The sequence below is a fragment of the Streptomyces sp. WI03-4A genome, assembly GCF_033792105.1.
Taxonomy (GTDB): Bacteria; Actinomycetota; Actinomycetes; order Streptomycetales; family Streptomycetaceae; genus Streptomyces; species Streptomyces collinus_A.
Map to the genome: position 1 here is coordinate 71,406 of NZ_JARAUO010000029.1, position 16,876 is coordinate 88,281.

12 protein-coding genes are annotated in these 16,876 nt (G+C 75.0%); 6 read left to right on the forward strand and 6 right to left on the reverse strand.

Annotated elements, in window-relative coordinates; all coding sequences use genetic code 11:
• Positions 1-7: 7 nt before the first annotated feature.
• Genes PV343_RS26275 through PV343_RS26295 form a run of 5 tightly spaced genes read right to left on the reverse strand, consistent with a single transcriptional unit; the run spans position 8 to position 4,460 of the window.
• On the reverse strand, positions 8-877 hold the full coding sequence (locus tag PV343_RS26275; RefSeq protein WP_319149433.1) for a biotin-dependent carboxyltransferase family protein: 870 nt from the start codon (positions 875-877) through the stop codon (positions 8-10).
• On the reverse strand, positions 874-1,491 hold the full coding sequence (locus PV343_RS26280) for an allophanate hydrolase subunit 1 (protein ID WP_319149434.1): 618 nt from the start codon (positions 1,489-1,491) through the stop codon (positions 874-876). Before PV343_RS26280 ends, PV343_RS26275 begins: the two co-directional genes overlap by 4 nt.
• On the reverse strand, positions 1,488-2,246 hold the full coding sequence (locus tag PV343_RS26285; protein WP_020938762.1) for a LamB/YcsF family protein: 759 nt from the start codon (positions 2,244-2,246) through the stop codon (positions 1,488-1,490). Before PV343_RS26285 ends, PV343_RS26280 begins: the two co-directional genes overlap by 4 nt.
• A 58-nt stretch (positions 2,247-2,304) precedes the next feature.
• Entirely contained in the window at positions 2,305-3,144 is an 840-nt protein-coding gene (locus PV343_RS26290; protein WP_319149435.1) for a putative hydro-lyase, read from the reverse strand.
• Complete coding sequence (locus tag PV343_RS26295) at positions 3,141-4,460, reverse strand: MFS transporter (protein WP_319149436.1); 1,320 nt, start codon at positions 4,458-4,460, stop codon at positions 3,141-3,143. Before PV343_RS26295 ends, PV343_RS26290 begins: the two co-directional genes overlap by 4 nt.
• Before the next feature lie 152 nt (positions 4,461-4,612).
• On the opposite strand from PV343_RS26295, the gene PV343_RS26300 reads away from it, so the two are divergent.
• From PV343_RS26300 to PV343_RS26315, 4 genes are all read left to right on the forward strand, one after another.
• Positions 4,613-5,317 carry a GntR family transcriptional regulator gene (locus tag PV343_RS26300; protein WP_319149437.1) on the forward strand — a complete coding sequence of 235 codons (705 nt, stop codon included), beginning with the start codon at positions 4,613-4,615 and terminating at the stop codon, positions 5,315-5,317.
• Between the two features lie 72 nt (positions 5,318-5,389).
• Complete coding sequence (locus PV343_RS26305) at positions 5,390-6,919, forward strand: hypothetical protein (RefSeq protein WP_317442198.1); 1,530 nt, start codon at positions 5,390-5,392, stop codon at positions 6,917-6,919.
• Positions 6,920-6,962: 43 nt separating this feature from the next.
• Positions 6,963-7,841 carry a hypothetical protein gene (locus tag PV343_RS26310; protein ID WP_319149438.1) on the forward strand — a complete coding sequence of 293 codons (879 nt, stop codon included), beginning with the start codon at positions 6,963-6,965 and terminating at the stop codon, positions 7,839-7,841.
• Between the two features lie 83 nt (positions 7,842-7,924).
• Entirely contained in the window at positions 7,925-12,595 is a 4,671-nt protein-coding gene (locus tag PV343_RS26315) for a hypothetical protein (protein ID WP_319149439.1), read from the forward strand.
• A 78-nt stretch (positions 12,596-12,673) separates the two neighbouring features.
• Here PV343_RS26315 and PV343_RS26320 read toward each other — a convergent pair whose 3' ends face one another.
• Entirely contained in the window at positions 12,674-13,207 is a 534-nt protein-coding gene (locus PV343_RS26320; RefSeq protein WP_319149440.1) for a hypothetical protein, read from the reverse strand.
• Positions 13,208-13,627: 420 nt separating this feature from the next.
• On the opposite strand from PV343_RS26320, the gene PV343_RS26325 reads away from it, so the two are divergent.
• Positions 13,628-16,444 (forward strand): nitrate- and nitrite sensing domain-containing protein, encoded by a 2,817-nt coding sequence (locus PV343_RS26325; RefSeq protein ID WP_319149441.1) that lies wholly within the window; start codon positions 13,628-13,630, stop codon positions 16,442-16,444.
• Positions 16,441-16,875: a roadblock/LC7 domain-containing protein gene (locus tag PV343_RS26330; protein ID WP_133923105.1), complete on the forward strand. Its 435-nt coding sequence runs from the start codon at positions 16,441-16,443 to the stop codon at positions 16,873-16,875. The genes PV343_RS26325 and PV343_RS26330 overlap by 4 nt, the downstream gene beginning before the upstream one ends.
• Position 16,876: the final 1 nt, after the last annotated feature.

Sequence of the window (16,876 nt, forward strand, 5' to 3'; positions counted from 1 at the left end):
GCGGGACTCAGCGGCGGCGCACCGGTACGAATCTGACGGGGGTGCCCGGGGCCGCCTGTGCGGCCGCCGGGAGGTCCGCTGCGCGCACCACGGCGATCACCGGGTAGCCCCCGGTGGTCGGATGGTCCGCCAGGAACACCACCGGACGCCCGTCCGGCGGCACCTGCACGGCGCCGAGCACCATTCCCTCGCTGGGCAGCTCGCCGGTCCTGGCCCGTTCCAGGGCGGGCCCCTCGGTGCGCAGCCCGATCCGGTTGCTCGCGGAGGACACCCGGTACGCGCGCGTGGCGAGGTCCCGGAGCGCGCCCGCCGTGAACCAGTCGGCGCGCGGCCCCGGGATCACCCGGAGCACGAGCTCGGCCGGCGGCCGCGGCCGCGGGACACCGTCCACGCGCGCGGGCGGACCGGCCGGGGCACCGAGCGGCAGCACCGTGCCGTCGGCGAGCGGCGCGGGCCCGAGGCCCGACAGCAGGTCGGTGGCGCGGCTGCCGAGCACCGGCTCCACGGCGATGCCGCCGGACACGGCCACGTACGCGCGTACCCCGGCCACGGCGGCCCCCACCTCCAGCAGCGCCCCCGCGGGCACCGCCACGGGGGCGCCCCAGGCGGCGGGGCGGCCGTCCACCGAGACCGGGCAGGGCGCGCCCGCGACCGCCACCGTGACCGCCGAACGCGGGCGCAGGGCGCAGCCGTCGAGGGTGGTCTCCAGCACGGCGGCGTCAGGACCGTTGCCGGCCAGCCGGTTGACCAGGGCCGCCGTACCCGGGTCGAGCGCCCCGGAGCGGGGCACGCCCAGATGCGCGTACCCCGGCCGTCCGCGGTCCTGCACGGTGGTCAGCGCACCTGCCCGTACGACGAGGAGCGCGCGGTCGCTCACGCGTCCCCCACCGGCACGAAGCGCACCCGGGCGCCCGGGGAGAGCAGCGCGGCCGGTACGCGCGCGTGGTCCCACAGCAGCGCCTCCGTGCTGCCGATCAGCTGCCAGCCGCCCGGAGAGGAGCGCGGGTACACGCCCGTGTACGGCCCCGCCAGCGCCACCGCACCGGCGGGCACGGAGGTGCGCGGGGTGGCCCGGCGCGGGACGTCATAACGGGCGGGAAGACCGGTGAGGTAGCCGAAGCCGGGTGCGAACCCGCAGAACGCGACGGTGAACTCGGTGTCCGCGTGGATCCGGGCCGCCTCCCGCTCGGACACCCCCCAGTGGGCGGCGACCCCGGCGAGGTCCGGGCCGTCGTAGCGCACGGGCAGCTCCACCGCTTCACGCGCGCGCGAGGGAGCGGGCGGCACCACCGAGGCGGTGAGCTCGGACGCCCAGCGCGCCGGATCGGCCAGGCCGTCGAGCAGGACCGTGCGCGCCGCCGGGACGATCTCGCGAACGGCCAGCGCGCCCTCGGCGCGGCGGCGCAGCAGCTCCGCGTGCAGAGCCTGCGCCTGGGCGCCCGAGTCCAGCTCCACCAGGAGCGCGTCGTCGCCGACGGGCAGCGCCCTCATGCGAAGGCCTCCACCCGTACCCCGGCCGCCGTGAGGCGCTCGCGCACCCGGCGGGCCAGCTCCACCGCGCCGGGAGTGTCGCCGTGCAGGCACAGCGAACGGGCGCGCACCTCGATCCGCGCGCCGGAGTGGGCGGCGACCACACCGGAGCGCGCGAGGCTCACCGAACGCTCCACGACGGCCTCGGGATCGGTCACCACGGCGCCCTCGCTGCCGCGGGGCACCAGCGTGCCCCGGTCGGTGTAGGCCCGGTCGGCGAACGCCTCCGTGACGGCCGGCAGGCCCGCCTTCGCGGCCAGGTCCAGCACCCGCGAGCCCGGCAGGCCCAGCACCGGCAGCGCGCCGCCGGCCAGGAGCACCCCGTCGACCACCGCCGCGGCCTGCTCCTCGTCGTGCACGACCCGGTTGTAGAGCGCGCCGTGCGGCTTGACGTACGCCACGCGCGCTCCCGCGGCCCGGGCGAACACCTCCAGGGCGCCGATCTGATAGGCCACCTCGGCCGCCAGTTCGGCGGGCGGCACGTCCATGGCGCGCCGCCCGAACCCGGCGAGGTCCCGGTAGGAGACCTGCGCGCCGATCGTCACCCCGCGCGCGGCGGCCAGCTCGCACACCCGGCGCATGGTGGCCGCGTCGCCTGCGTGGAACCCGCAGGCGACGTTGGCGCTGCTGACGACGGACAGCAGCCGTTCGTCGTCGGTCAGCCGCCAGCGGCCGAAACCCTCGCCGAGGTCGGCGTTCAGATCGATCGCGGTCATGGTCCTCGTTCTCTTTCGTTCTCTTTCGGTCCTTGACGAGGCGGGTGCGCGGCCGGTGTCAGTCGACGCCGACCACGCGGTACTGGTCGTCACGGGCGTCGGTCAGGAACATCTGGCCCGGCGCGTGGGTGATGGCGAACGGCGGCCGCGAGGCCGTCACCGCGGCCTGCGGAGTGACCCCGCAGGCCCAGAACACCGGGATGTCGTCGGGCGCCGCGTCCACCGGCTCGCCGAAGTGGGGGCGGGAGAGGTCCTCGATGCCGAGGACCGCGGGATCACCGCAGTGCACCGGGCCGCCGTGCACGGCCGGCAGCAGGCCGCTCTCCCGGATCGCCGTGCGCAGGTGTTCCGGCGGCACCGGGCGCATCGACACCACCATGGGCCCGCGCAGCCGGCCCGCGGGGCGGCACTGCCTGCCGGTCACGTACATGGGCACGTTGCGGCCCTGCTCCACGTGCCGGATCGGGACGCCCGCCGCGGCCAGCGCCCACTCGAAGGTGAAGCTGCACCCGAGCAGGAACGACACCAGGTCCGTGCGCCAGTGCGCCCGCACGTCGGTCGGTTCGTCCACCAACTCGCCGTGCCGCCACACCCGGTAGCGCGGCAGGTCGGTGCGCAGGTCGGCGCCGTCGGCCAAGACGGTGGCGGGCGAACCGGCGTCGGTGACGTCCAGTACCGGGCACGGCTTCGGGTTGCGCTGGCAGAACAGCAGCATGTCGTACGCCCAGTCGGCCGGCACCGAGATCAGATTGGCCTGCGTGTGGCCCGCCGCTACGCCGGCCGTGGGGCCCGCGAGCCCCTGCCGGAAGCGGTCGCGCGCGGTGCGCGGGCTCCACGCGTGCGCGTGCTCGTCGACGAGGGTCACCGGGCGGTCGCCGGTCCGCTCCTGCCGCCTCATGTCAGCTCCTTCCCGCGCGTCTCCGGCAGTCCGAGCAGCGCCAGTGCGGCCAGGCCGTAGCCGAGCGCTCCGAAGACCAGCGCGCCGCCCACGCCCCAGCCGTCGGCCAGGAACCCCACCAGGGTCGGGAAGACCGCGCCCACCGCGCGGCCGGTGTTGTACGTGAAGCCCTGCCCGGTGCCGCGCACCGCCGTCGGGTACAGCTCGCTGAGGTAGGAGCCGAAGCCGCTGAAGATCGCCGACATGCAGAAGCCGAGCGGGAAGCCGAGCACCAGCAGCAGGGTGTCGGCGCCGTGCGGGATGTGCGCGTACGCCAGGGTGCACACGGCGGACAGCAGCGCGAACAGCCAGATGGTACGGCGCCGGCCGAGCCGGTCGGTCAGATGACCGCCGGTCAGATAGCCGAGGAAGGCGCCGGAGATGAGGAAGGCCAGATAGCCGCCGGTGCCGACGACGGACAGGCCGCGTTCGGTCTTCAGGTACGTCGGGACCCAGGTCGCCAGCGTGTAGTAGCCGCCCTGCACTCCCGTGGACAGCAGCCCGGCGAAGACCGTCGTGCGCAGCAGCCCGGGGCCGTCGGCCCCGCCGGGCCGGAAGATGGCCGCGAACGACCCGCGCCGCGCGCTCTGCTCGCGCTCCGCCGTGGCCCGGGGCGCGTCGTGCACCCGGCGGCGCAGCCAGACGACGAGCAGCGCGGGCAGCGCCCCGGTCCAGAACATCACGCGCCAGGCCAGGTCGTCGCCGGCGAAGGAGAAGACCAGCGTGTAGACGAGCGCGGCCAGCGCCCAGCCGACCGCCCAGGAGCTCTGGACGGCGCCGAGGGTACGGCCGCGGTGCCTGGCGCTCGCGTACTCGGCCACCAGGACCGCGCCCACCGCCCACTCGCCGCCGAAGCCGAGGCCCTGAAGGGCGCGGAAGACGAGTAACGTCTCATAGTCGGGCGCGAAGCCGCAGGCCACGGTGAAGACGGCGTACGTGACCACCGTGATCATCAGTGCCCGGACCCGGCCCACACGGTCCGCGAGGATGCCCGCGGCGGCGCCGCCGACCGCGGAGACCACCAGCGTGACGGTGGTGAACAGGCCGGTCTGGCCGCTGTCCAGGCCGAAGTACGCGGCGAGGGCCACCATGCTCAGCGGCAGGGTGAAGTAGTCGTAGGAATCCAGGGCATATCCGCCGAAAGCTCCGGCGAAGGCGCGCCGGCCGTCCGGGCCCAGGGCGCGCAGCCAGCCGAACGCGCCGGTCCCGGCGTCCCGTTCGGCCCGGGCGGGTGAGAGGTCCGGCGTCACGGGCCGGGGCGGGGGAGTCGTGCTCATGGGCACCTCGCAGAGAGGGACGGAGGGTGCGGGAACTGAGCGGTGACGTACCTGAGTTGTGCCGATGTCCTGCCGAGCACCGTAGAGGATCGTTCAACGATCCTTCAATACCCGCGTTGTCTCGTCCCCAGGTCTGCGATTGAATTCCGGGCATGGCAGAGCAGCTGTCGGAACTGACCGACGACCGCGCCCTCCTGGGGCGCACCAGCACCGCCGAACGCGTCGCGGACATCCTCCGCGGCCGTATCGCCGAAGGCTTCTTCCCACCCGGGACCCGCCTGTCGGAGGACGCCATCGGCGGCGCGCTCGGGGTCTCCCGCAACACCCTGCGCGAGGCGTTCCGGCTGCTCACCCACGAGCGCCTGCTGGTCCACGAGCTCAACCGCGGCGTCTTCGTGCGGGTCCTGACCGTGGCGGACGTCGAGGACATCTACCGCACCCGGACGCTGGTCGAGTGCGCCGTCGTCCGGGGTCTCGGCGAGCCGCCCTACGCCCTGGACGGGCTGGCCGCCGCCGTCGCCGAGGGGGAGCTGGCCACCGCACGGAACGACTGGAAAGCGCTGGGCACCTCCAACATCCACTTCCACCGCGAACTCGTCGCGCTGGCCGGCAGCGAGCGCACCGACGAGCTGATGCGCAGCGTCTTCGCCGAGCTGCGCCTCGCCTTCCACGTCGTGGACGACCCACGCCGGCTGCACGAGCCCTACCTCGCCCGCAACCGCCAGATCCTGCGGGCCCTGCAGGACGGGGACCACGGCCGGGCGGAGCGGCTGCTGGAGACCTATCTCACGGACTCGCTCGACCGGGTCGTCGAGGTCTACCTGCGGCGGGCCGGCGAGGACGGCGCCGGGTCCTGACGCGTCTCTGTGACGGCCGTCGCTTCTGCGTCGTTTGGGTCGTTGTCAGACCGAGGACCTAGTCTGTGCACCGTGACTTCGCCTGCTTCGACGGACAGCGTTCCGCCCCAGCTCAGCGCGGGGCCGCGCCCGGCACCGGGCCCGGCCGCCGACGAGGGGCTGGCGCGGCGGCTGCGCGCGCTCGCCTGCACCGCGCCGCTGCACGACCTCGACGCGCGCAAGGCGAACCTGGCGGGCGAGTACTCGGTCTACGGCATGGCCGAGGTGGCCCTGTCCGCGATCGACCTGGTCACCCTCAACATGGACTTCGACACGGGCGCCGACCACGAGCAGATCGTGGCCCGGCTCGTCCCGCGCATCGCCGCCCAGGCCCCGCACCGGCCGGCCGGCGAGCACGAGCGCGTGGCCCGCTGGGTCCTGGAGAACCTGATCAACGTCGGCAGCGTCGACCGCGGCTTCCGCGCGGTCTACGGCACCTTCGAGCCGGACGGCACCTATGTCCGCCGTGACTACGACTTCAAGCTGATCGAGGAGGTGCCCGGCCCCGGCGGCACGGTCTACCTCCGCACGACGGACGAAGCGGTCAACGTCCTGGTCGGCGCCCTCGACACCGACGTCACCAGCGCGCAGATCGCCGCCGAGGTCAAGCTGGAGGTGCTGATCAACCGCGGCCGCCTCGCCGACGCCCAGCTCGCCGCCGAACAGGCCCGCTACCGCACCGTGCAGTACTCGGAGACCCTGCGCCGCGCCCTGGAGGCCACCCGGCGCAACGTGCGCGCGGTCGACTGGCTCAACGCCGTGCCCGACATGATCGCCGAGGCCCTGGACCACGTGGCCGACCGCTACCGCCACGAGAACGCGATCCTCACCAACATCCGCAAGGCGCGCGACGAGACCGAGGACTCCGAGAACAAGCGCCGCGCCGCCGAACTGGTGGACATCGTCAAGGACTGCATCCGGCGGCACACCCAGCTCCAGTCCCGCCTCCTGGAGGCCGGCCCGCTGTTCCGCGCCGAACAGGACCGGCAGGCCTTCGCCACGCCCACCACGACCTCCGGCCTCGACCTGTACGGCCACCTGGTCGCCCCCGTGCTCCCGCTGCCCCTGGAGCGGGCGATCCGGGTGACGGACGCGTTCTTCGCCCAGGGCACGGGGCTGCGCACCCCGGTGTCCGTGCGGGTCGGCGACCTCGTCGACATCCTGCTGACCCCGCCGGTGGAGCGCGAGCACCTCGGCGCGGAGATGCCCGAACCCGACCTGATCGCGACCCCGGACGACAGCCGGTTCAGCGAGGAGCAGCTCGCCACCGCCATGGAGCTGCTGGACCTGCCGGCCGACGCACCCCGCAGACTGTCCGGACTGCTGGCGCAGGCCCGCCGGACCGGCGACCCCGACCTGGCCTACCTGGTCGCCCTGCTGGCGGTCCACGCGGCCAGCCCGCCTGTCGGCACCGCCTACCGCCAGGGCGAGGAGAAGCTGCTGTTCGCCGTGGACGACGGCACCGAACTGGACGACCCCGAGTTCGGCGGCGCCGACCTGATCGTCGGCACCGCCCTGCTGGACGCGGCGGGCATGGCCGCGGACCGGACGGAAGCGGCATGACCCAGCACCAGCGAGACCGAGTACGTGACAAGGAGCCCAAGCCGTGAGCGAGCACGTCGAGTGGAGTGACACGGAGGCCCCGGCCCCGTCGGCGCCCGCCGCCGTCACCCCCGCCGACGCCGCCGACGCGGCGCGGCTCGTCGCCTTCGGACTGCAGCCCAAACTGCAGCCCGCCCGCGACCAGGAGTACACGGAACTGCTGCGCCGCTACCGCGACGACCCGGCCTTCGCACGGCTCGCGGACGCCGTCGCCGCCGGCCTCGGGCTCGTCGTGCTGGAGGTCTCCCCGCGCGCGGGCATGGCCGTGACGGCCGCCGAGGACTCCGTCTTCGCCGTCCGCATGGGCGACTACGCGCGTCGCACCACCGCCGACTCCGGCGACCGCTTCCTGCACGGACTGGCCCACCTCGCCCTGGCCGCCCTGGCGTTCCCGCGCCCCGAGGACCTGGCCGACGACTCCTACATCGGGCGGGTCACCGTCAACGGCGTCGACGCCTTCGTACGGCAGGCCTGCCGCCGGCTGGAGGAGCGCGCCGAGGCGCAGGGCGAGAACACCGACCCGGCCACCGAAGCGCCCGGCCTGGAGGCCGCCTGGCGGATCTGGGCCAGACGCAGCGCCACCGGCGCCACCAAGGACGCGCGCCGGCCCGCCGCCTCCACCACGGGCATGGTGGCGAAGGCGGCGGCCTTCCTCACCGACTCGGGCTTCCTGCAGCGCACCGGGGACGAGCACGGCGGCACCTACCGCACCACGGCGCGCTACCAGCTCCAGGTGCGCGACATGGCCGGCAGCGCCGCCCTGACCGAACTGCTGGAGCTGGGCGTCGTCCCGGTCACCGACGGCACCCCGGGCCTGCTGCCCGCCGAGGACACCGAGGACCTGGAGCTGGTGGCCGAGGCCGGGCTGCCGTTCCACTCCTGACGCCCCGCGGCCGAGGCGGCCCCGAACCGCCGCGGCCCCCCGAACCACCGCACCTTTCCGAAGACTTAACGCGAGAGTCCGCCATGTACGAGCTGTCCCGGGTCCGCCTCTACTCCATCGGGCCCGCCGGTGCGCGCTACGCCGACACCGTGCTTGACCTGCGGGGCGTGGGCGAGCCCGTGCCCGAGCCGGCGCCCACGCAGGCGGAGTTCTTCGAGGACGAGCCGTCCGGACCGCCCCGCCGGCCCGCGCCCGCCGGCGTGCTGTTCCTGGAGAACGGCGGCGGCAAGTCGGTGCTGCTCAAACTGATCTTCTCGGTGATGCTGCCGGGCCACCGCAACACCCTCGGCGGCGCCAGCTCCGGCGTGCTGCGCAAGTTCCTGCTCGCCGACGACTGCGGACACGTGGCGCTGGAGTGGCAGCACGTGCAGACCGGCGAGTGCGTGGTCGTCGGCAAGGCCAGCGAATGGCGCGGACGCCAGGTCTCCAACGACCCGCGCAAGTTCGCCGAGGCCTGGTACTCCTTCCGGCCCGGCCCCGGCCTCAGCCTCGACAACCTGCCCGTCGCCGAGTCCACCGCCGTACGGCCGCCCGTCGAGGGCGCCTCGGGCGCCCAGGGCCGCCGCCGCACCATGAAGGGCTTCCGCGACGCCCTCACGGAGGCCGGCAAGGCGTACCCGCACCTCGAGGTGCACTGGGAGGAGATCCACGACCGCTGGATCGAGCACCTAGGCGACCTCGGCCTCGACCCCGAACTCTTCCGCTACCAGCGCGAGATGAACGCCGACGAGGGCGAGGCCGCCGGCCTCTTCGCGGTCAAGAAGGACTCCGACTTCACCGACCTGCTGCTGCGCGCGGTCACCGACACCCGCGACACCGACGGGCTCGCCGACCTCGTCGGCGGCTTCGGCAACAAGCTGGGACGGCGCGCCGAACTCATCGCCGAACGCGACTTCACGGCCGGCTCCGTCGACCTGCTCGGGCGGATCGTCGAGGCCGCCGAGGCCCGCTCCCGTGCGCGGGACATCCACACCGGCGCCGAGCGCCGTACCCGCACCCTGGCCCGACGGCTCTCCGCCCGCGCCGTGCGGGAGCGGGTGCGGGCCACCGACCTGGCCCAGCGCGTCACGGCCGCCGCCTACGCCGTCACGCACTCCGAGGGCGCGCGCGAGCGCAGCGCCCTGGTCGCCGCCGAACTCGCCTACCGGCACGCCTCCCTGGCGCTCGCCGCCGCCGAGAAGTCCGCCGCGGCCCAGAAGCGCGAACTGGCCGACGCGCGCACCCTGCACTCCGCGTGGCAGGCCGCCGAGGCCGTGCTCCGCCACCGCGCGGCTTCCGACCGGGCCGCCCGCGTCTCCGCCGCCATCCAGGAGGCCGAGCGGGACGCGGCCCCCGCGCTCGCCGCCCGCGCCAAGGCCGCCGTCGACCTCGTCCGGGCCCTGCACGCCGCCGCCGAGAGCGCCGAGACCCTCGCCAACGAGGAGGAGGAGCGCTCCGCCGCCCTCCAGGAGGTCGGCGACAGCGCCTACCGCGACTCCACCGGCGCCGCCACCGAGGCCCAGCGCGCCCGCAGCGAGGCCGGGCACCTGCGCCAGCGCCTCACCGAGGTCGAGCAGGAGACCGCCGAGGCGGTCCGCGCCGGCTGGCTCGACGACAGCACCCCGGACGCCGACCCCGCCCGCGCCGCCCTCGCCGCGAACGACGCGGAGAAGACCGCCGTGGCCGCCTGGGACACCGCCCGCGAGGCCGCCCGCAAGGCGACCGAGCACGCGCGCGAGGCGGCCTCGGCCGCATCCCGCGCCGAGCTGACCGCGGCCCGCGCGGCGGACGCGGCGACCGCCGCCGAACGCTCCTACGAGGCCGAGCGGCGCCTCGCCGAGGCCCTGGCCGCCGAGGAGCGGCTCGCCGAGCTGCTGAGCCTGCCGGGCGCCCCCGCCACGGCACGGGCCGGCGTGCCGGGACCGCGGACGGCGGACACCGCGGCCGCCCCCGCCCCCGCGCCCGGGCCCGGGCCCGACTCGGCCCAGGAGCCCCGCCCCCTCTCCGAGGGCCCGCTCGGCCCGGAGGAACTCGACCGCTACGCCGACGAACTGCGCACCCTGCTCGACGACGCCGTCTCCGCCGCCGAACGGCACCTCTTCGAACTGCGCACCGCCGCGGCGGACGACGCCCGCATCCTCGGCGCCCTCGGCGACGGCGGACTGCTGCCGCCCGGCCCCGACGTGCTCGCCACCGTGGAGTACCTAGGCGAGCACGGCATCCCCGCCCTGCCCGGCTGGCGCTACCTCGCCCAGGCCGTCGACCCCGCCGACCACGCCCGCGTGCTCGCCGCCCGCCCCGAACTCGTCGACGGCGTGATCATCACCGACCCGGACACCCACGCACGGGCCCGCGAGGCGCTCGGCGACGCCGCCCTGCTGCCGCGCTCCGCCGTGGCCGTCGGCACGGCCGCCGCCCTGCTCGCCCCCACCCCAGCCCCCGGCACCACCCCCGGCGACGTCTTCCTGGTGCCCCCGAACCCGGCCATGCACGACGAGCACGCGGCCGACGAGGAACGCCAGGCGCTGCGCGCCCGGGCCACCGAGCGCGACGAGGAGATCCGCACCCGCGCCGCCCGCCTCGGCAAGGACCGCGAACTGGCCGCCCGGCTCGCCTCCTGGCGCACCGGCTGCCCGGCCGGACGGCTCACCGAACTCGCCGAGGCCGCGCGGGAGGCCCGCGCCTTCGCCGAGGAGGCCGAGGCCGAACTGACCGAGACCCGCACCACCCGCGCGGAGGCCGACGAGATCGCCGCCGAGGCCACCCGGGTCCGCGACGAGCGGCAGGACACCGCGCAGAAGGCCCGCCGCGCCGCCGACGCCCTCGCCGGACTCGCCCACCGCCTGCGCGAGCGCGCCGGCTGGCAGGCCAGGCTCCGCGAACTCGCCGACGAGGCGGCGGAGTCGGAGGCACGCGCCCAGACCTGCCTGGACCGCGCCCGCGCCGCCGACGAGGACCGCCGCGCCGCCCAGCGTGCCGCCGACGACTCCCGCCGCACCGCACGCGCCCTGCGCGCCGAACGCTCCGAGATCGCCGGCGCCCCCGACGACGTGCCGGCCGCCGACGCCGACTCACCGAAGGCGTCCCTGCCCGCCCTCCGCGAGGCCTACCGCGCCGCCTCCCAGGTGTACGAGAAGGTCGGCGTCGGCGCGGACCTGCGCGCCGAGCAGGCCCGCGCGGAGAGCGACGAGAGCGCGGCCCGCGCCGAACTCGACCGGCTCAGCAACAAGGTCCGCACCCGCGCCGAGCAGCTCCTGGGCTCGCCCGACGGCTCCGACGGCCCCTCCCGGCAGGCCGCCGCCGCCCGCGCGGAGGAGCTGGTGCAGCTGCTGGAGACCCGGGTGTCGACGGCGAGCGAGCAGCTCGGCCGGCTGCGCGGCGAGGCCGAACGGCACGCCCCCGAGGACGGCGAGGCCCACACCGAGCTGCCCGAGGACCTCGTGCCGCGCGACGCCGAGCACGCCCAGGCCCTGCTGCGCACCGCCACGACCGAACTCGCCGCCCGCACCGGCGCGCTGGCCGAGGCCCGGGAGGCGCACGGGGAGCTGCTGGAGGCCCACCGGGCCGCGGAGCACGCGGCCGGCGGGTTCGACGAGATCGCCGCGATGCTCCGCGACCTGCTGCGCGAACACACCCCCGACGAGGACCAGGAGGAGCCGGAGCCGTACCCCGGCAGCCTGGACGAGGCCCGGCACTCGGCCGCCGAGGCCCGCCGCTCGCTGCGCGGCTGCGCCGCCGACCTGTCCGCCGCCGAGGCCGCCGTGCGCGAGGCGAGCGACGTGCTCGTCCGGCACGCCAACTCCACGCGCTACGAGCAGGTCCGCACGCCCGCCCGGCAGCAGATCCGCGAGCTGCCCGCCGCCACGCTGCCCGAGCACGCCCAGAAGTGGGCCGACGCCTTCGCGCCCCGGCTGCGCGTCCTCACCGACGAACTCGCCCAGCTGGAACGCAACCGGGACTCGATCGTCGACCGGCTCAGGGGACTGGTCGAGTCGGCCCTCGCCACCCTGCGGTCCGCCCAGCGGCTCTCCCGCCTCCCCGAGGGCCTCGGCGAGTGGTCCGGGCAGGAATTCCTGCGCATCCGCTTCGAGGAGCCCGACCAGGCCACGCTCACGGAACGGCTCGGCGAGGTCATCGACGAGGCCACCCGCGCGGCCGTCAGGAAGAACTCCGACCTGCGCCGCGACGGCATGTCCCTGCTGCTGCGCGGCGTCGGGGCGGCGCTGCAGCCCAAGGGCGTGGCCGTCGAGATCCTGAAGCCCGACGCCGTCCTGCGCGCCGAACGCGTGCCCGTCGGCCAGATGGGCGACGTCTTCTCCGGCGGCCAGCTGCTCACCGCCGCCATCGCCCTGTACTGCACGATGGCCGCGCTCCGGTCGAACGACCGGGGGCGCGACAAGCACCGGCACGCGGGCACGCTGTTCCTGGACAACCCCATCGGCCGCGCCAACGCGACCTATCTGCTGGAGCTCCAGCGGGCGGTCTCCGACGCCCTCGGCGTCCAGCTGCTGTACACCACCGGCCTGTTCGACACGACCGCCCTCGCCGAGTTCCCGCTGGTCATCCGGTTGCGCAACGACGCCGACCTCAGGGCGGGCCTGAAGTACATCAGCGTGGAGGAACACCTGCGGCCCGGGCTGCCGCAGCAGCCCCAGGCGGGCGAGGCGGTGCACAGCGAGATCACCGCGACCCGGATGTACAAGCGTCCGACCTGACCGGGCTGACGGCCTGACCGGTGGCGGGCGCGGTGGGGCCGGCCGTGCGGTGCGCCGCGTCGGCCGGCCGGCCGGTGGTCAGGGGTGAGACAGCTGCCCGGTGCCGCCACGGCGGCGTATCCGCGCCTGCTCCCGGGACGCGGCCCGCTCCTGGCGCCGATGGGCACGGCGCTCGCGGCGGAGCGAACGGGCCGTGCTGCTGGGCTCGGAGACCACGCCGTAGCGCTGCTTCCACACCTGGCGGGTCACCCACACGTCGACCACCGCCCACGTGGCGACCACCGTGCTGACCACACTGCTGATCACCATCGGGAAGGCCGGCCAGGCCTCGGCCATCGTGCACAGGAACGCCACCATGGCCTGTATCAGCGTCACCGCGATGATCAGCACGGCCCGCACCGCGGCCGTGCGCACCGGGTCGGGCATCCGGTACCGCCGCGCGGGCTCCTCCACCCACAGGGGACGGTGATCCGCGCTCCGCTCACTCCCGGCGCCCGCACCGGCGCGCCTCTGCGCCGGGACGTCGCGATCCGGCGCCTCCCGGCCCCTTCGCTCCGCCGAGCGCTCCGCCGCGCCCTGCTCGGGCGCCTTACGCCGCTCCGCCGTGCCCATCACCGTGTCACTCCCCACCGCCAGCAGACCGCTCGCCCCGATGTCCGAAGACCCCGTCTCCCCAGTGGCTGCCCGGCTTGCGCTGTTTTACGCCGCCCGGGTGCTGGATGCGGCTCGTGTGGCCGATTTCGCACCCGATTCCCTGCAAGAAGGACGAACAACAGCTCCCGAAGATTCCCCACTTGCGAAAAATTCCAGCCAACCGGCTGTCCGTACTGCTTCGGCCGTTCCCGCCGCAGGCACCCAGATCGCGGGTGCAATCTCCCGCAATGCCCGGACAACTCGTCATCTCTCGCCCCCGGCGCGGAAGTTCGCCCTCCGGACATGCCTTCGAGTTATCTGTGAGGCGGTAGTAGGCTCGCGCCGTTTGCTGTTGGACATGTGTACCCCCGGCCGGCGGGGGTCGAGCTGGGGGAGGCCATGCGCTTTCGCGGGAAGTCGATCCGCCGGAAGATCGTGGCGCTGCTTCTCGTGCCGCTGGTGTCCCTGACCGCCATCTGGGGCTTCGCCACGGTGCTCACGGGGCGTGAGGTCACCCGGCTTTTCCGGGTCACCGACGTCGTCCAGGACGTCGGCTATCCCACCGAGGACACCGTCCGCGTGCTCCAGCAGGAACGCCGTCAGACACTCGTCTACCTCGCCGACCCGCGCGCCGCCGACGCCCTCTCGGCCCTGCACCGCACCCGCGCCGCGACCGACCGGGCCGTCGCCGAGATCCGCCGCAACGCCCGCGACCACCACGTCCGCGACGGCATGGACGCCGACGACAGCGAGCGCCTCACCACCGTCCTGGACGCCTTCGACGGACTGGACTCCCTGCGCCACGGCGTGGAGGAACGTACCGTCGACCGCGCCCAGGCGCTCGACGGCTACAACCGCCTCGTTGACCCCTGCTTCACCCTCCTCGCCGCCCTCGACAACATCGACGACGTCGAGATGGACAAGGAGGCACGGGCCCTGGTCACCCTCGCCCGCGCCCGCGAGCTCCTCTCCCGCGAGGACGCCCTCCTCGGGTCGGCGCTGGTGGTCGGCAGGCTCTCGAGCGACGAGACCCGCCACATCTCCGACCTCGTCGCCCAGCGCGGCCTGCTGTACGACATCGGCCTGCCGGTGCTGCCCGACCCGGAACGCGAGCGGTACGAACACTTCTGGAAGAGCGCCACCACCGCCCCGCTGCTCAGGGCCGAACACACCGTCGTCGAGAGCCGGTCCGGCACCCCGCGCGGGGTCACCGCCCAGAGCTGGGACTCCGCGGCGGCCAGCGCCCTCCACGACCTCGGCGCCCTGGACGACCAGGTCGGCGACCGCTTCCAGGACCGCACCCGGCCCGTGGCCGTCGGCGTGATCGCGCAGGCCGCGGTCGCCGGCGTCCTCGGCCTCGTCGCCCTCCTCGTCTCCGTCCTGCTGTCCGTGCGGGTCGGCCGCGCCCTCATCCGCGACCTGCGGCAGCTGCGCCTGGAGGCCCACGAGGCGTCCGGGGTACGGCTGCCCAGCGTGATGCGCCGCCTCTCGGCCGGTGAGCAGGTCGACATCGAGACCGAGGTGCCACGGCTGGAGTACGACAAGAACGAGATCGGAGAGGTCGGCCAGGCCCTCAACACACTGCAGCGCGCCGCCGTCGAGGCCGCCGTCAAACAGGCGGAACTGCGGGCCGGCGTCTCCGAGGTCTTCGTCAACCTCGCCCGCCGCAGCCAGGTCCTGCTGCACAAGCAGCTCACCCTGCTCGACACCATGGAGCGCAGGACCGAGGACACCGACGAACTCGCCAACCTGTTCCGCCTCGACCACCTCACCACCCGGATGCGCCGGCACGCCGAGGGCCTGGTGATCCTCTCCGGCGCTGCACCGTCGCGCCAGTGGCGCCGACCGGTGCAGCTGATGGACGTCGTCCGGGCCGCCGTCGCCGAGGTCGAGGACTACGAGCGCATCGAGGTCCGGCGCCTGCCCCGGGTCGCCGTCACCGGCCCGGCCGTCGCCGACGTCACCCACCTCGTGGCCGAACTCCTGGAGAACGCCACGGTCTTCTCGCCGCCGCACACCGCCGTGCAGGTCCTCGGCGAGCGGGTCGCCAACGGCTTCACCCTGGAGATCCACGACCGGGGCCTCGGCATGACCGCCGAAGCGCTGCTGGACGCCAACCTCCGGCTCGCCGAGACCCCCGAGTTCGAGCTCTCGGACACCGACCGGCTCGGCCTGTTCGTGGTCAGCCGCCTCGCCCAGCGCCAGAACGTCCGCGTCTCCCTGCAGCCGTCCCCCTACGGCGGCACCACCGCCGTCGTCTTCATCCCCGACGTCCTGCTGTCCGACGACGTCCCGGACACCAACGGCATCGGCTTCCGCCTCGACCGCCCCACGCGGGAGGCCGAGCCCCGGGCGAGCCTCACCCCGGCCCGCGCGGGAGGCCCCGTCCAGCTGCCCGGCCTGCCCGCCTCCCTGCTGGACGGCCCGGTCGAGCTGGAGGCACCGGTGGACCTGGACGCCATCGACGACTTCCCCGGCGCCCTGGCCGACGAGGAGAGCGAGCGCGGCGGCCTGTTCCGCCACCGCCGCACCCGCCGCCGAGCCGACGAGCAGGCCGGCTCCCGCCCCGGCGAGAGCCACCAGCCGGCCGTCGAGCGCACCGACGACGGCCCGGCCGGCCACCGCCTCACCGGGCCCGTGCCGCTGCCCCTGCGGCAGACGCCCAAACTGGTCAGCTCCCACGGCAGGCCCGTCAGCGAGCAGCGGTTCCGCCGCGACGACTCCGACGAGCAGCCCCCGGCCGGACCGTACCGGCCCGAGACCGGTGCACTCGCGCCGCTGCCCGCCCGCCGCCGCGGCGAGACCGTCCGGCGCGCCGGACTCACCGACCGCGCCGACGACCGCACCGCCGCCCCGGGAGCCGGCGACACGGACGAGACCTCCCCGGCACCGGCATTGCCCAAACGGACCCGGCCCCGGCAGGCCGCGCCGGACGGCGGCACCCCGCCCACCGGCGGTCCCGCCCTCGTGCCCGAGCCCGGCACCAGGCCCCTGCCCCGGCGGGTGCGCCAGGCCAACCTGGCCCCCCAGCTGAAGCAGGAGACCGAACGGCGCCCCGACGACCCGGCACAGCCCGCCGACCGCGACGCCGACGAGGTCCGCAGCCGGATGGCCTCGCTCCAGCGCGGCTGGCAGCGCGGCCGCAAGGAGAACGCCTCGGACGACGGGGATCGCGACAGCACAGCACAAGGAACGACAAAGGGGGACGGTCGATGACCGCACCGAAGGCCACCGGCCTCACGGAGACCAGCAAGGGCGAGCTGAACTGGCTCCTGGACGACCTGGTCGACCGGGTCGCCAGCATCCGCAAGGCCGTCGTGCTCTCCGGCGACGGCCTGCCCACGGGCGTGTCCAAGGACCTGAGCAGGGAGGACGGCGAGCACCTCGCCGCGGTCGCGTCCGGCTTCCACAGCCTCGCCAAGGGCGTGGGCCGCCACTTCGAGGCGGGCAGTGTCCGCCAGACCGTGGTCGAGCTGGACGACGCCTTCCTGTTCGTCACGGCGGCCGGGGACGGCAGCTGCCTCGCCGTCCTCTCGGACGCCGACTCCGACGTCGGGCAGGTCGCCTACGAGATGACGCTCCTGGTCAAGCGGGTCGGCGTGCATCTGGGCTCGGTTCCGCGCACCGATCTGCCCGCAGGCGGGTAGT